Raw genomic sequence first — 16,679 nt, 5'->3', positions numbered from 1 at the left:
AAAAATTTATCTAGCTAATCTACTATAATTATTTTAAAATATAGTCATTAAGATTTTAATACGTAAGCTTTTAACTCTTCATAAGTAGAAATATTTATAGCTCTTTTTTCTTTATGAATAACTTTCAAAATTTGTTTAGGCAACTCAATTTGTTTAGTAATTATTGGACTTACGACATCTAAAAATTTAACAGGATGAGCTGTTTCTAAGAAAATTCCTTGAGTTTCTTTGTCAATTCCATATTTTTTCAACCCTAAATAGCCAACAGCTCCATGTGGGTCAGTAATATAATTACATTTTTCATAAAGAAATTTCATCACCTCTTTGGTTTCATTATCAGTAAATGAATAAGAAGATAAGGTATCTTTCAACTTTGAAGAATTATTTTTAAAAATTTCTAATATTCTTACAAAATTACTTGGATCACCAACATCCATAGCATTAGAAATGGTTTGTTTTGAAGGTTTGGGTTGGTAAACTCCAGTATTCATATAATTAGGAATAATGTCATTTATATTTGTTGAGGCAATAAATTGTTTTACAGGCAACCCCAATTGTTGCGCCATAAGTCCAGCACAAATATTTCCAAAATTACCACTTGGGACAGAAAAAACTATTTGTTTGTGTTTGTTTTTTAATTGTTTATATGCAAAAAAGAAATAAAACATTTGAGGTAACCAACGAGCAACATTTATAGAATTTGCAGATGTTAAATTTTTAGAACCTAATAAATCTGTATCTAAAAAAGCATTTTTTACCATTGTTTGGCAATCATCAAAAGTGCCATTTACTTCTATTGCTGTAATGTTTTTACCTAAAGTAGTAAGCTGCTTTTCTTGCACTTCACTTACCTTTCCACTTGGGTATAAAATAACCACATCAACACCTTCAACTCCTAAAAAACCACTAGCTACAGCACCTCCTGTATCTCCAGAAGTTGCGACTAAAACCGTAACCTTAGCAGTGTTATTTATTTGATTAAAATATCCTAAACACCTCGCCATAAAACGAGCACCAACATCTTTAAATGCCATGGTAGGCCCATGAAAAAGTTCAAGAGTTGCAATATTGTCTTCAACAGCAACAACTGGAAAATCAAAATTAATTGTTTCTTTTATGATTTCTTTTAAGATTCTTTCTGGAATTTCATCGGCTACAAATTGTTTAATTACTTCATAAGCTATTTCTTCATTTGAAAAATATTCAATATTTTTAAAAAAACCTTTAGTTAAGGGTTTTATTGATTTAGGAAAATACAATCCTCTATCTGGAGCCAATCCTTTTATCACAGCATCTTTAAAAGATACATCTGGTGCTTTTTTATTTAAACTATAAAAATTCATAGTAGTATTTATTATATTTTTTTTATTCCTTGTTTGTTAATTTTGGAAATATGTATATCGTATGGAATTCCGACTTTATCATATACAGCTTTCATAGCTTCTCCAACTTTTATGGCTGTTTCTTCACCTTTACTTAATGCAAAAATTGAAGGGCCAGAACCTGAAATACCACAACCTAAAGCTCCTGTGTTTATACAGTTTTGCTTAACTGCATCAAAAGCAGGAATCAATATTGAACGGATAGGTTCAATAATAAAATCTTCTAGAGAACGACCAATTAAATCATAATCTTCAGTATATAAACCACTGATTAATCCTCCAACATTTCCCCACTGTTTGATGGCTTCTTTGAGTGGAACAGAGGTTTTTAAAATCTCTCGTGCATCAGAAGTTTTAACTTCAATTTGAGGATGAATCACGCTGGCAAATAACTGACTAGGGGTATTGATTTTAACAATGTCTAAAGGTTGATAACTTCTAACTAAAGTAAATCCACCAAAAAGAGCAGGGGCAACATTGTCTGCATGTGGCACCCCTGTAGCAAGCCGTTCACCTTCCATTGCAAAACGTACTAATTCTAAATTTGAAAAAGGTTTTCCAAGCATTTCGTTAATTGCCCAAACAGCTCCAGCTGAACTCGCCGCACTACTTCCAATGCCGCTACCAGGCTTTATTTGTTTATTAATTTCAATCTCGAAACCAAATTCACAGTCCGTTTCAGCTAATAAAGCCAAAGCTGCCACTCCTGCCACATTTTTATGTGTGTCTAGTGGTAAATCTTGCCCAATTATTTTAGTAATAGTTACTCCTTTCTTAGCAACTTTTTTAATCAGCATTTCATCACCTACAGTGTCTAAAGCTAATCCTAGCACATCAAAGCCACACGATATATTTGCAATGGTAGCTGGTGTAAATATTTTTAGTTGTTCCATAATTTAATTATTTCCAATTCTAATAATATCCGCAAATAAACCCGAAGCTGTCACATCAGCTCCTGCACCTGCTCCTTTGATAATTAAAGGTTGTTGGCTGTATCTTTCAGTGAAAAACAAAACAATATTATCACTACCATCTAAATTATAAAAAGGGTGGTTTGAAGAAATTTCTTGTAAACCAACTTTTGCCTTCCCATCATCAAATTCTGCTACATATTTTAATCTACACTTATTGTTTGCTGCATTTTGTTGAATTTTATTAAAATGGTTGGCTTCAGTTTTTAAAGTTGCTAAAAAATCATCTACAGAAGCTGATTTTAGGGAAATTTCAGGTAAAAAAGAATTATTTTCTATGTCTGATAATTCTAGTTTTGTTCCACTTTCACGCGCTAAAATGAGTATTTTTCGCATAACATCAATGCCACTTAAATCAATTCTTGGATCAGGTTCGGTGTATCCTTGTATACCTGCTTCTTTTACAATTTCATAAAATGAATTCTTTTTATTAAAATTATTGAAAACAAAGTTTAAGCTTCCAGATAAAACAGCTTGTATTTTGGTAACTTTATCACCCGAAGCTACTAAGTTTTTTAAGGTATCTATAATGGGTAAACCAGCACCAACATTGGTCTCAAATAAAAACGGTGCATTGTATTCTCTAGATAAGCGTTTTAAGTTTAAATAATTTGTATAGTTTGAAGAACAAGCAATTTTATTACACGTAACTACAGCAACACTTTCTTTTAAATAACTAGCATATAAACTTGAAACTTTTTCATTGGCAGTATTGTCTACAAAAATGCTATTTCTATAATTTAGTTTGGTTACCTTTTCATGAAAAAGATCCATATCAAGTGGTTCTCCTTTATCTAATAAAATTTTCCAATTTTCTAATTCAATACCATCTTCATTAAATAGCATTTTTTTAGAATTTGTAAGAGCTATTACTCTAACCTGAAGTTTTAAATTATCTAATAGATATTGTTGCTGTTGCTTAATTTGAGCTAATAGTTTGCCACCTACATTACCTACGCCAACTATAAATAAATTTAATTGTTTTGTTTGATTCTCAAAAAACTCAGAGTGTAATGTGTTTAATGCTTTTTTAATATCTTTATGAGCAATAACTGCTGAAATATTTTTTTCGGAGGCGCCTTGAGCTATCGCTCTAATGTTTACATTATTTTTACCTAAAGTACTAAACATTTTTCCACTAATACCCTGATGACTTTTCATATTATCACCAACAAGTGCAATAATAGCATTGTCTTTTTCTACGGTTAATGGTTCTACTTTACGCTGCTCAATTTCATAAGAAAAGGTGGTATCAATTGCTTTTTTAGCTTTTTCAGCATCCTGATTACTTATTGCAATACAAATGGAATGTTCTGATGAAGCCTGAGTAATTAAAGCTACATTAATTTGATGATGTGCTAAAGATTCAAACAAACGCTTAGAAAAACCAGGAATTCCAATCATACCACTTCCTTCCAATGTAATTAATGTCATATTTTCAATATGGCTGATTCCTTTAATTGGGTTGGTATTAGAAGAAACTTTTGTAATTAATGTACCATCCGCTTTGGCATCAAATGTATTTTTGATGCAAATTGGGATTTCTTTTTCTAAAACAGGTTGAATGGTTGGTGGATACAATACTTTAGCACCAAAATGTGAAAGTTCCATAGCTTCTTGATAAGAAATATTTTTTATTGGAAATGCTTGCTTAACAAACTTAGGGTTTGAAGTGTACATTCCACTTACATCTGTCCATATTTCCAAAATTGAAGCGTTTAATGCTGCTGCAATAATTGCCGCTGTATAATCGGACCCTCCACGCCCTAAAGTAGCAACTTCTCCTTTTTCTGTTTTAGCAACAAAACCAGGTAAAACAACTATAGTGTGTTTATTTTGATTAAAGTATTTTTCAATTGCAGCATTAGTTTTACTAAATTTTACAGAAGCATTAGAAAAAGTTTCATTGGTTACAATTAATTCTTGAGAATTTTTAAGCGTAGAGTCTAATCCGTTATATTTCATAGCCTTTGCTATAATAAAGGATGATAAAAGTTCACCAAAACTAACAATTTTATCTGAGGTTTTATTTGATAATTCATTAATTAAAAAAACTCCTTCTAAAGTGTTTTCTAGTTTATTAAGCACTTTTTTTACTTCCCCTAAAACACTACTTTGGTTACTCACAGGGATTAATTCACGTATAACATTGATATGTCTGCTTTCAATTTCTTTAAATTTATTGATATAGACATTGTTACTTTCACAGGCTAAAGAACCCGCTTCTAATAATAAATCTGTTACGCCCCCTAAAGCAGAAACAACTACAGCGACTTTATTTTTATAGGAGCTTTCTTTAACTATGCTAATTACTTTGTGAATGTTTTCTGAGGAAGCTACAGAAGAACCTCCAAATTTCAATACTTTCATTGGTATTATTTTATAATATTTTTAGTTTAATTTTAAAATATTCCTTGTTTCAAATCTTTTGAAATCGAATATATACAACGGATGATATGAATAGAAAATAACCCTTAAAGGGTAATAATAATAGTAGTAGTAATAGCAATCGTAAAACTGCGAATGATATTCGCCGTTTGAGTAAATAAATATGTTTTTACTAATTGCATAGGGCAAATGTACATATTTTTGATTAACTACAAATATTTAAAGGTATTTTTAATTAAATATTTATTTTAGAGGTAATCAATTGATTAATTTGTAAAAAATAGCATATAATATTGTTATTAATAAAAAACTCCGAAATAAATTCCGGAGTTTTTGCTAATCGATATCTATAATAACTTGATTTTTTAATAAATCGTCAAAGGTTTCTTCTTTTCTTATGAGGTAATCTTTTCCTTTATAAACTAAAACTTCAGCTGGTCTATAACGCGAATTATAATTTGATGCCATGGAGAAACAGTAAGCCCCAGCATTATTAAAACATAATATATCTCCTTCTCTAATTTCACTAATTCTTCTATTAGATCCAAAAGTGTCTGTTTCACAAATATAACCAACTACAGAATAATAACGCTCTCGTCCTTGCGGATTTGAAATGTTATGAATATGATGATAGGCATCATACATCATAGGACGAATTAGGTGGTTAAACCCTGAGTCAATGCTAGCAAAAACAGTAGAGGTGGTATGCTTTACCACATTTACATGTGCTAAAAAATAACCAGCTTCACTTACCAAAAATTTCCCAGGTTCAAACATCAATGTTAATTCCTTGCCATATTCTTTACAAAATTGTTTAAATCTTTTAGAAAGTTTTTTACCTAATTCTTCAATATTTGTTGAAATATCTCCTTCTTTATACGGTACCTTAAATCCGCTACCAAAATCAATAAACTCTAAATCTTTAAATTCATTAGCTGTTTTAAACAAAATTTCTGTAGCTGCTAAAAATACATCAATATCTAAAATATCAGAACCCGTATGCATATGGATACCGTTAACTTTCATCTTGGTGTTTTTAACAACTCTTTTAATATGTGGAACTTGATGAATAGAAATCCCAAATTTAGAATCGATATGCCCAACAGATATTTTATGATTTCCACCAGCCATAATATGTGGATTGATACGTATGCAAACTGGGATGTTAGGGTAGTGTTGACCAAATTGTTCTAATATAGAAATATTGTCAATATTTATTTGTACTCCTAAATTAGCAACTTGCTCAATTTCTTGTAGCGAAACACCATTAGGTGTAAAAATAATATTTTCAGGTTCAAAACCAGCTTCTAAGCCTAATTGTACCTCTTGTATAGATACCGTATCAATACCTGAACTTAATTTTTTAAATAATTTTAAAATGCTAATATTTGAATTTGCTTTTACAGCATAATTCAATTTTAAATTTTCTACAGTTGAAAAAGCATTGGTAATACGATTATATTGAGAAATAATTTTTTCTGAATCATAAACGTATAGCGGGCTTCCATACTTTTCAGATAATGACGTTAGTAGTTGATTATTCATTTAATATTTTTTAGAATTTCAAAAGTAAACAACCTATTTATTATTTTATAATATATTTTTAAAAAATAACACTATTTTACAAGTTGTTAAATTTTATTGACTCAGTACATAATGATAAAAAAACACCCCTCTAATTTGAAGGGTGTTCTACTTAATTAATATTTAATTTGTTTATTTATTTTGCACGTTCCGCAGTAATTTTAGCAATTTTTACAATAACATCTGTTGCTAATTGTAAAGATTCTGCTGCAACATATTCATATCTTCCATGGAAATTATGCCCTCCAGCAAAAATATTTGGACAAGGTAATCCTTTGTATGATAATTGGGATCCATCAGTACCTCCTCTAATAGCTTTAATTATTGGCTTTATATTTAACTGTTTCATTGCTTCTTCAGCAATATCCACAATATGCATTACTGGCTCAATTTTCTCACGCATATTAAAGTATTGATCTTTAATTTCAACTTCAATTAATTTATTTCCCAATTTTGCGTTTAAGTCATCTGCTACTTTTTGAAACTGTGCTTTACGGTTTTGAAATAATTTCATATCATGATCTCTAATAATATATTCCAATTCAGTTTTTTCAACCTCTCCGTTCATAGAGTGTAAATGATAAAAACCTTCATATCCTTCTGTTTCTTGAGGGATTTCATTTTTAGGTAAAGCAGCAATAAAATCACTAGCAATTAACATGGAATTGATCATTTTTCCTTTGGCATATCCAGGATGTACAATTTTTCCGTTAATAACCACTTTTGCACCAGCAGCATTAAAGTTTTCATATTCTAATTCTCCAACTTGGCTACCGTCCATAGTGTAAGCCCATTCTGCCCCAAACTTTTCAACATCAAACATATGAGCTCCTTTACCAACTTCTTCATCAGGGGTAAAACAAATTCTTATTTTACCATGTTTAATTTCAGGATGATTGATTAAATATTCCATAGCGGAAACTATTTCGGTAACTCCTGCTTTATCATCGGCACCTAAAAGAGTTGTTCCATCTGTAGTGATCAAAGTTTGACCTTTATATAATAACAAATCATCAAAATAGCTTGGGGATAATACAATGTTTTCTTCTTTATTTAAAACAATGTCTTCTCCATTATAATTAGGATGAAATTGAGGCTTAACGTTTGTTCCCGTATAATCTGGACTAGTATCAATATGAGCTACAAAACCTATAGTAGGTACTTTGTAATCTACATTTGAAGGGAGTGTAGCCATGATATAACAATTATCATCTAAGGTAACATCATCCATACCAATTTCTTTTAATTCATCAACCAAAATATGCGCTAAATCCCATTGTTTTTCTGTACTTGGAAAAGCTGGATTATTTGGGTCTGACTGTGTATCAACAGTGATATACTTAACGAAACGATCTATTATTTTTTGCATTTTATTAAAATTTTCATCAAAAATAAGTATTCAATTATCTTTTTACAATCTAAAAGTCATAAATTATTGTAAAAGTTCAATTTTTTCAATAAGCTTAATTGAACTGCATATTCTTTCCTCAATAGCATTTGCTCCATAAATTTCAGAAGTAGCAGATAAATAGGAGTTTGGGTTGATTTTTACTAATAAGTTGAATTGATGGTATTTAAAGCCTTTTTTAGTGCCTTTCACTACATACCAAAATGCAGGTTTTTTTTTGAATTCAAGAGTGTTCTTTTTTACAGTTTCCAAATTTTTTATTGCAATTAATGAGTCTGTTTTTTTAAAAAATGAATCTTCAAAGTTGAGTTCTCCATAGTTATAAGTAACATCTAAAATAAAAGTTTCACTTAATTGCTTTGTAGTGTCTGCACTGAAAATTTCAGATTGTCTTTCATTGTAATACAATTCTGTTTTCCAGTTTTTTGGAATTTTTAATTTAAAGTTTTTGTTGAAATCTTTATAAACTGTTAAATTATCAAAATCTGTAGAGTTACATTTAAAAATACTGCTTAATTCGGATTGTTTTTTACAACTAGAAAATAAAAGCAATATTATAATAAAAAAGATCAGATATCTCATTACACACTTAATTAATAGTCATTTTTGCAATAGTTTCGTTTCCTGAAAGCCACGCAATGTTTTTTGAAACTACACGAATGGTATAAAATCCTTCATCACTTACTTTTTGCCATGTTTCACCTGAATTATTAGAATAAAATACTCCGTTTGTAGATACTGCCAAAACTTCTTTTCCATCTGTATTAGGAATATATTGCACACAGCTTACATATTTTGGTGCTTTATTTTCTGCTACTACTTTCCAGGTTTTACCACCATCTGTTGTAATTGCTTTGTTTGCAGAATTTCCAAATTTATCCAAATAATCTCCACCACAAATTATTCCTTTGTTTTCATTAAAAAAATCTACAGAATATATTCCTGTTGTGTTTTTCCCTTGAATGATAGGAGTTTGGTAAACGCTCCAAGTTAACCCCATATCGGCTGTATGAAAAATTCTAGCTTTAATTCCACCAGTAACTATCCATGCATTTTTACCAACAATTGCAATATTGGTATTACTTGCAGCAAAAGCAGCTTCTCCATCACTAATTTTTGGTAAATTTTCACAAGGTATTTTTCCCCAAGTTTTACCACCATCTCGTGTAAGTAATATAGATAAGCAATTATCTGTTGGATCTCCCATGGCTATTCCATTCAGTTCGTCAAAAAATTTCATGGAGTCATAAAATACTTTTTCATGTGTTTCTTTATAGACAATGTTTATTTGATTATTTTTGTACTGATAGAGTAGTGCTGGATTCCCAACAGATAATGCATAAAAAGCTTCTTTATTAAAAGCCAATGCTCTAAAATGTGGAATAATAGTGTCGGTTATAATTTTTTTTGTAGCTCTTAATTTTCCTGAACTTGTAATGATACCAATATCACCATTTGAACCTGCATATACCAACGAAGAATCATTGACAATTTCTATAGCTCGAATACTAGTACTGTCCAGTTTAAATTTTTCTATTGAAATTGTTATTGTTTCACGTGGATGGTAATTTTTTTTACAAGCACCAAAAACAATAAAGATTGCAAAAAAAGATATTGTTCTTATCATTTTAATATTTTTAAGGGTCTAAATTAATTAAAACATTCCTATTTTCATGAAAAAAGCATTAGTAATATCTGGTGGAGGTAGCAAAGGTGCATTTGCAGGAGGAGTTGCACAATACTTAATAAATACTAAAAAAAAGAAATACGATTTATTTGTTGGATCTTCAACAGGTAGTTTAATGATTTCTCATTTGGCTTTAGGGAAAGTTGATGAATTAAAAAAAATTTATACAAACGTCAACCAAAATTCAATTTTTAGTAATTGTCCCTTTAGTATTAAAAAAGTACATGGTGAAAAAATAATAGGTATCAATCACTTAAATACTTTATGGAATTTTATTAACGGAAGAAAAACTTTTGGTGAAAGTAAAAATTTAAGAAATCTTATCACTAAAAATATTAGTAAAGAAATGTTTGAGCAGCTACTTAATAGTAAAGTAGATACTATTGTAACAGTTTCAAATTTATCATTAAATCAAGTAGAGTATAAATCTTTAAAAGAATGTAATTACAATGATTTTTGCGATTGGGTTTGGGCTTCTTGCAATTATGTTCCTTTTATGAGTTTATTAATAAAAAATGGCTGCCAATATGCTGATGGTGGGTTTGGATGTTTAGTACCAATTAAAGAAGCTGTTTTACGTGGCGCCAAGGAAATTGATGCCATTATTTTAGAAACGGAAGTAACTCAAATTAATAGAATACCATCTAAAAATGCTTTTTCATTATTATTTGATGTATTTGATTTTATGCTTGAACATGTAGAACGCCATAATATTACAATTGGAAAACTATCGGCAAAACACAATGATGTAAAACTTAATTTATTTTATACACCTACCGTTTTAACAACTAATTCGTTAATATTTGATAAAAAACTAATGACAGAATGGTGGAAAGCTGGTTTTCAATACGCACAAAACAAAGATAATGAATCTATGAGTGAATTTAGAGCTGATGTTTTAAACTAGAGCAAAGGCAAAAAAAATTACTTTTTAGGAAATCCATCAATAAAATTATCAATAAAAAAAGACAAACTTTTCTAGTTTGTCTTTTTTTATTTTATCTAAAATAATAGTACTATTTAAAAAAAGTACCATCTATATACATTTCTTTACTAAATTTATTTTCCATTACTGAAATATCTAATTCTACCACATCAACAAAATCGATAGATTTTGAAGGAGTCATTCTTGAAGAAATTCCTTTTATATCGTCTAAAGCAGCTTTTAAAACCACTTCATTTTCATCACCAAAAGGCAATATGTTATTCCAATAATTGTATTCAACAACCTCAATATCTGGCGCAAAACCTTGTATATAATCACTTTGCCCTAATTTATTGTAAATTTGAAATACAATAGGTTGCATCGCATATAAATGAGAAGGGTTGGCAGAGGACTCATTTAAGTAATTAGAAGAGGGAGAATCATATAGGGTAACTGAACCTACATTTTTTCCATAAGTAGTAGTTCCAATTACTTTTACGGGCATAAAAGGTCTCAACCCATTAATTATCATTTCGCTAGCTGAAGCTGTGCTTCCAGATGTTAATACATACAATTGATTGATATTGTTTAATCTATTTATGGCTTCAGTTCCAATTTCCTCTCCACTGGAATCATAATTTTTTTGAGTATTTTGAAAAGTATATGCACCATTTTGATTGGTGTGCTTATCGTTAAATTTTAACTCTGCAAAAATATCACTTCCAGCACTTTGAGATATCATACTAGCCAAATAAGCAGAAGTTGCAACAGAACCACCACCATTCAATCTTAAATCTAAAATCAACTCATCAATTCCTTCAGCTTTAAATGTTGCAAAAACAGCATTCAATTCATCATTATAAGAAGACTTAAATCCATTATAAACTAAATAACCTACTTTTTTACCATTGATATCATTAAATACTTTTGAAAAATGTATAGGGTTTTCAGCCAAAACTACTGAAGTAATTGTTTTATCTTCAATTGGATTTAAAACACCTCCATTTTCATTAACCATGGTTAATGTAACTGTTTCATTTGAAAGCTTTCCAGCAGTTGTACTGTAATTAGCTTCATTAACTACAACCCCATCAATTGCATTAAAAATATCACCTCTTTTTATTCCTGCATTTGCTGCTGGAGATTCAGGCGATACATAACGAACATAGAATATAATATCTCCATTATTGTTAATTTTTACAGCTTGTAGTCTAAAACCAAACGATTTAGAAATTCCTTGGAAAGAATTATTTAATTCAACATAATCATCAACAATCCAAGAAAACCTATCAGTGTTTCCTTTATTATATAATAAACTTTCAAATAAATCTTCTGGATCTGAAAAGCCGTTTAAATAAGTATAAAAAGCATCGGTATCATTATCTTTAGTATCGGCTAAGTTAGCAACATTGGGCTGCCAATTGTACCAAGAATTCATTCCTTTCCAAACAAATTTATTTATAGGGTTATTTAACTCTGTTGTAATAACTGGTTCGTCATCATTTTTACTACAACTAATAAAAACGAGACTAAATATTATATAAAAGGCTAACCAATAATTTATTTTTTTCATTTTCTATTCATTTATTTTCTTTTATTTTGCCGCAAGATATTAATTTATTTTACAAAAAAATAATAGTAGGTGTTACAAAAACGTAACTTGCTCGTCATAATTGTGAAAGCGACCTAAAAAGTTGTAAAACCAAACTTAAAATGAAGCAATCTGAGTTTTTAAAAACTGTAATGCCCTTTAAAGATAAAGTATTTCGTTTAGCAAAAAGATTACTAGTATCTACTGAAGAAGCTGAAGATGCAACTCAGGAATTGTATTTTAAGTTATGGAGAAACAAGTCTAAATTAAAAGACTATAAAAGTATTGAAGCTTTTGCAATGACGATGACCAAAAATTATTGTTTTGACAGATTAAAATCGAAACAAGCCAGTAATTTAAGTTTAGTTCATAGCAATTATCAAGAAAAAGATACGCCCTTACAAAGGCGAATGGAACTTAATGACAGTGTAAGTTTAGTTCATAAATTAATTGAAAACTTACCAGAGCAGCAAAAATTAGTAATACAGCTTAGAGATGTTGAAGAATACGAGTTTGATGAAATTGCGGAATTATTGAATTTACAACCAACAGCCGTAAGAGTAACATTATCTAGAGCTAGGAAAACAATTAGAGAACAATTAACAAAACAACACAATTATGGAGTTAGCTAACATAGAAAAGTTGTTGGAAAAATACCTAAATGCAGAAACTACTATTGCAGAAGAAAAAAAACTAAAAGCATATTTCTCAAGTGATTTTGTAGCCCCACATTTAGTAGAATATCAAGCGATGTTCGGATATTTTTCAACCAGTAAAAATGAGCGTTTTACAAAAACCATTCAATTAAAAAGTCAAAAGCGGAATTGGAAATGGTTGTCCGTAGCAGCTTCATTAGTCCTACTGGTAAGTGTTTATACAGGTTATCAAAAAAACCAACAAAAAGAGGCTGAAAAAGTTTATGCCGAAACTAAACAGGCATTAGATTTACTTTCAACCAATTTAAACAAAGGAACTGTTGCCATTGCTCAATTGCAGCATTTCGAAGACACAAAAAACAAAATTTTTAAACAACCTTAAAAGTAAAAAAAATGAAAAAATTAATTATAATTATAGCAATAGCGCTTTTATCAGTTACCAGTTATGCGCAAAACTCTATCTTTGATAAGTTTGAAAATATGGACGATGTTTCAACTGTAGTTTTTACACCAGAAGCATTCAGACTAATTTCAAAATTTAAAGGAGCTGGAGAAGAAGGGAAAGAATATTTTGATATGGTTAAAGGGTTAACCTCCTTTAGAGTATTTACCACTGAAAGTATTGCAATTGCAGAAGAGATGGATAATGTTGTTACAAAATACCTTAAATCAAACAAGTTAGTTGAATTAATGCGTGTTAAAGACAAGGAATCAAATGTAAAAATATATGTACGTCAAGGAAAAGATGAAGACCACGTAAGTGAATTATTAATGTATGTTGGTGGTACTGGAAAGTATATGAAAGATTCAGGAAGCCCTATCAAAGCAGAGTCCGTAATACTTTCATTAACTGGAGACATAGATTTAAATAAAATATCTGAACTTACTGAAGCTCATATTCCTAATAGTGGAAAACAACTAAAAAACAAATAATATGAAATCATTCATAAAAATTATAGGATTCACTTTTGCAACAGTTTTCTTGCTAATAGCTTGTAACAACAGTCCTTCTTTACAAAAATACTATGTAGATAGTAAAGAAAACAGTGAATTTATTTCAGTTGATTTACCTTCAAGTATCATTCAGTTAAAAGATACTGAAGTTTCTGAAAATATTAAAAATACGCTAGAAACTATAAAAAAAGTTAATTTTTTAGCGTTGCAATTAACGGAAACAAATAAAGAGTTGTACAATTCTGAAAAAGAAAAAGTTTTTGCAATTCTTAAAAATCCAAAGTACAAACAACTTATGCGTATGAATATGGGAAAAGCCAATGTAAGTGTTAATTACCTAGGTGAAGAGGAAGCAATTGACGAAGTGGTAATTTTTGGAGCAGATAACGACAAAGGATTTGCAGTTGTTAGAGTTATTGGAGAAAATATGAATCCTTCTGATATTATGAAGTTAACTAATGAAATTAAATTAGATGGAGATTCTAATCAAATGCAACAACTTGAAGGACTTTTTAAAAGCTTAAAATAAACTCAAACACATATATAAAAAAAGCCATACCTTAACAGGTATGGCTTTTTAACTATCTATTAACTACATGAATTAATTAAAATAGTATTTTTGAAGCCTAAATATTAATAAGTATCAATGAAAAAAATAGTTGTTTTAATTGTATTATTTGTCACTTTTTCAATAAACGCACAAGTAAAAACTTATCACCCAGAAAGAGAAAAAATTAACAATCTTATTCACACCAAGTTAAAGGTCGATTTTAATTTTGAAAAAAGTCAATTAAATGGAGAAGCTTGGATTACTTTAACACCCCATTTTTATCCAACAAATAAATTGGTGTTAGATGCCAAATCTTTTAAAATTAATGAGGTAAAAGTAAACCATAAAAAAGCCGCATATAATTATTCAAATAACGAATTAACTATTGAGTTAGATAAAACTTATAAACGAGGGGAAGAGTACTTAATATATGTTAATTATATAGCCAAACCTGAAGAAGTTATCCAAAAAGGTAGTGAAAATATAACAGATGCTAAAGGGTTATATTTTATTGATCCTAAAGAAGAAGATCCAGAAAAACCTACACAAATTTGGACTCAAGGAGAAACAGAAGCTAGTAGCTGTTGGTTTCCTACCATTGATGCACCAAACCAAAAAACTTCACAAGAAATTTATATGACAGTACCCTCCAAGTACGTAACCCTATCTAATGGAACTTTAATAAATCAAACAGATAATAAAGATGGTACACGTACTGATTATTGGGCTATGGATGAAAAACATGCTCCATACTTATTTTTTATGGGGGTTGGTGATTTTAGTATTGTAAAAGACACTTGGAATGGTTTAAATGTTGATTATTATGTAGAACCTGCATACAAAGATGTTGCTAAAGATATTTTTGGAACAACTCCCGAAATGATGACCTTCTTTTCAAACCTAACAGGCATTCCATATCCTTGGGATAAATACAGTCAAATTGTTGTAAGAGATTATGTTAGTGGAGCGATGGAAAATACCACAGCTGTAGTTCATGGTGAAGATGCTCAACAAAAAAAAGGACAATTAATAGATGCTAATGAGTGGGAAGGTACAATTGCTCATGAACTATTTCATCATTGGTTTGGAGATTTAGTGACCACAGAAAGTTGGGCAAATTTAACTGTAAACGAATCTTTTGCTACCTATAGTGTGTACTTATGGTACGAATATAAATATGGAGCTGATAAAGCTGCCGCACATATGTATAACGATATACAAACATATATGCAAAGTGGAAGTGAAGATAAAATTTTAGTCCGTTTTCATTACCACGATAAAGAAGACATGTTTGACACTGTAAGTTACCATAAAGGAAATGCTATTTTACATATGTTAAGAGATGTATTAGGCGATGATGCTTTTTTTGAAAGCTTGAACTTGTACTTAACAACACACAAATTTGGAACTGCAGAAGCCCATGATTTGCGTTTAGCATTAGAAAAGGTAAGCGGAAAAGATTTAAATTGGTTCTTTAACCAATGGTATTATGGAAACGGTCATATAAAAATGGATGTAACTTATGATTACAATACCATTAATAAAACAGTTACAGTAAATATTCATCAAAAAGAAAAAGTATTTAAATTTCCATTGGCAATTGATATTTATGAGGATAAAACTAAAGTTAGACATCAAGTATGGGTAGATGCTACACAAAATTCGTACACATTTCCAATCAATCAAATACCAAAATTAATTAATATTGATGCCAAACATGTTTTGTTAGCCGAAATTAACGACAAAAAATCTCTCGAAAATTACATATTTCAATTTAACAATGCCCCTCATTATTTAGATAGAAGACAAGCTCTAGAAGCGGTTATTAAACATCAACAAACTGAAAAAGAAGCTTTAAATACTGTTATTAAAGCATTAAATGATCCCTATTATGAAATAAGGGTTTTAGCCTTAGAAAATATCGATTTATTTCAAAAATATAATAAAAGAGAAGCCATAGCAAAAATTGAAAATTTAGCTCAGAATGATCCTAAAACATTAGTAAAAGCTGAAGCTCTAAAGGTTTTAGGTAAGCTTGTTGATCCCATATACAAACCATTATTTGAAAGAGGGTTAGAAAGTGAATCATTTGCAGTTAAAGGAAGCTCTTTAATTTCATTATACCAAATTGATAAAAATGCAGCATTAACAAACTTAGAAAAAATTAGTGATGAGGTTAAAAATAACTTGCCCGATGCTGTTACTACTATTTATATCAACGAAAAAGATAAAACAAAACTACCTTATATAGCAAAAAATGTACTAAAAGGGATGTTTTTAACTCAAAATCAGCGTACACAACAAATGTACGGTGAAGCTTTTAAGTGGATAGCCGAAAGCGATAATAAAGAAGCTATAGAAAATTTATCAAACGATTTTGTAAAATTAGGGTTACAATACAAAAAATACAATTTTGATAAAATGGCTGTCAATATGTTAAATCAAATGGTTTATATGCAACAACAAGCTAATAATACTAATAAAGAAGAGTTAATTTTAATTTTAAAAACAGCAATGGCGAAGCTGATTGAATAAAATAACTTATAAATAAATATCTTTTAAGCCTCTATTTAAAATAGAGGC

Annotated in this window: 14 protein-coding genes; 6 read left to right on the top strand and 8 right to left on the bottom strand. The window is 29.7% G+C overall.

The features are described from left to right. Positions 1 to 47: 47 nt before the first annotated feature. The 7 genes from thrC to ACFQZW_RS09125 all read right to left on the bottom strand — a co-directional run bounded on the left by thrC (position 48) and on the right by ACFQZW_RS09125 (position 9,360). The gene (gene thrC / locus ACFQZW_RS09155) at positions 48 to 1,343 is read right to left on the bottom strand and encodes a threonine synthase (RefSeq protein WP_386782543.1); all 1,296 of its coding nucleotides are present in this window, start codon (positions 1,341 to 1,343) and stop codon (positions 48 to 50) included. An 11-nt stretch (positions 1,344 to 1,354) separates the two neighbouring features. Further along, positions 1,355 to 2,275, bottom strand: coding sequence for a homoserine kinase (locus ACFQZW_RS09150; protein WP_298262562.1), 921 nt, complete (start codon positions 2,273 to 2,275; stop codon positions 1,355 to 1,357). 3 nt (positions 2,276 to 2,278) lie between these two features. After that, a complete protein-coding gene (thrA, locus tag ACFQZW_RS09145; protein WP_386782540.1) occupies positions 2,279 to 4,723 on the bottom strand; it encodes a bifunctional aspartate kinase/homoserine dehydrogenase I in 2,445 nt (814 codons plus the stop codon). A gap of 354 nt (positions 4,724 to 5,077) precedes the next feature. Next, complete coding sequence (gene lysA / locus ACFQZW_RS09140; RefSeq protein ID WP_298262560.1) at positions 5,078 to 6,286, bottom strand: diaminopimelate decarboxylase; 1,209 nt, start codon at positions 6,284 to 6,286, stop codon at positions 5,078 to 5,080. 175 nt (positions 6,287 to 6,461) lie between these two features. Beyond that, the gene (gene pepT / locus ACFQZW_RS09135; RefSeq protein ID WP_298262559.1) at positions 6,462 to 7,694 is read right to left on the bottom strand and encodes a peptidase T; all 1,233 of its coding nucleotides are present in this window, start codon (positions 7,692 to 7,694) and stop codon (positions 6,462 to 6,464) included. A 63-nt stretch (positions 7,695 to 7,757) separates the two neighbouring features. Continuing rightward, on the bottom strand, positions 7,758 to 8,315 hold the full coding sequence (locus ACFQZW_RS09130) for a hypothetical protein (protein WP_298287679.1): 558 nt from the start codon (positions 8,313 to 8,315) through the stop codon (positions 7,758 to 7,760). A 7-nt stretch (positions 8,316 to 8,322) separates the two neighbouring features. Further along, positions 8,323 to 9,360, bottom strand: a complete 1,038-nt coding sequence (locus ACFQZW_RS09125; protein ID WP_386782537.1) for a sialidase family protein — start codon at positions 9,358 to 9,360, stop codon at positions 8,323 to 8,325. A 46-nt stretch (positions 9,361 to 9,406) separates the two neighbouring features. Here ACFQZW_RS09125 and ACFQZW_RS09120 point away from each other — a divergent pair, with 46 nt between their 5' ends. Then, the gene (locus ACFQZW_RS09120; protein WP_298262556.1) at positions 9,407 to 10,327 is read left to right on the top strand and encodes a patatin-like phospholipase family protein; all 921 of its coding nucleotides are present in this window, start codon (positions 9,407 to 9,409) and stop codon (positions 10,325 to 10,327) included. Between the two features lie 109 nt (positions 10,328 to 10,436). On the opposite strand, the gene ACFQZW_RS09115 is transcribed toward ACFQZW_RS09120, so the two are convergent. Next, positions 10,437 to 11,918 carry a S41 family peptidase gene (locus ACFQZW_RS09115; protein WP_386782535.1) on the bottom strand — a complete coding sequence of 494 codons (1,482 nt, stop codon included), beginning with the start codon at positions 11,916 to 11,918 and terminating at the stop codon, positions 10,437 to 10,439. A gap of 140 nt (positions 11,919 to 12,058) precedes the next feature. Between ACFQZW_RS09115 and ACFQZW_RS09110 the strand changes: the two genes are divergently transcribed. The 5 genes from ACFQZW_RS09110 (at position 12,059) to ACFQZW_RS09090 (ending at position 16,631) form a co-directional block, all read left to right on the top strand. Further along, on the top strand, positions 12,059 to 12,568 hold the full coding sequence (locus tag ACFQZW_RS09110; RefSeq protein WP_298262554.1) for an RNA polymerase sigma factor: 510 nt from the start codon (positions 12,059 to 12,061) through the stop codon (positions 12,566 to 12,568). After that, positions 12,555 to 12,974, top strand: a complete 420-nt coding sequence (locus tag ACFQZW_RS09105; RefSeq protein ID WP_298262553.1) for a hypothetical protein — start codon at positions 12,555 to 12,557, stop codon at positions 12,972 to 12,974. The genes ACFQZW_RS09110 and ACFQZW_RS09105 overlap by 14 nt, the downstream gene beginning before the upstream one ends. Before the next feature lie 11 nt (positions 12,975 to 12,985). After that, positions 12,986 to 13,525, top strand: coding sequence for a DUF4252 domain-containing protein (locus tag ACFQZW_RS09100; RefSeq protein WP_298262552.1), 540 nt, complete (start codon positions 12,986 to 12,988; stop codon positions 13,523 to 13,525). A gap of 1 nt (position 13,526) precedes the next feature. Beyond that, positions 13,527 to 14,075 carry a DUF4252 domain-containing protein gene (locus tag ACFQZW_RS09095; protein WP_386782531.1) on the top strand — a complete coding sequence of 183 codons (549 nt, stop codon included), beginning with the start codon at positions 13,527 to 13,529 and terminating at the stop codon, positions 14,073 to 14,075. A 117-nt stretch (positions 14,076 to 14,192) separates the two neighbouring features. Continuing rightward, positions 14,193 to 16,631, top strand: coding sequence for a M1 family aminopeptidase (locus tag ACFQZW_RS09090; RefSeq protein WP_386782529.1), 2,439 nt, complete (start codon positions 14,193 to 14,195; stop codon positions 16,629 to 16,631). The last annotated feature ends 48 nt before the right edge of the window (positions 16,632 to 16,679 follow it).

The sequence above is a fragment of the Lutibacter aestuarii genome, assembly GCF_042676885.1.
GTDB lineage: Bacteria > Bacteroidota > Bacteroidia > Flavobacteriales > Flavobacteriaceae > Lutibacter > Lutibacter aestuarii.
The sequence above is the reverse complement of the archived record's forward strand: the minus strand, read 5'-3'. Positions and strand labels throughout refer to the sequence as shown.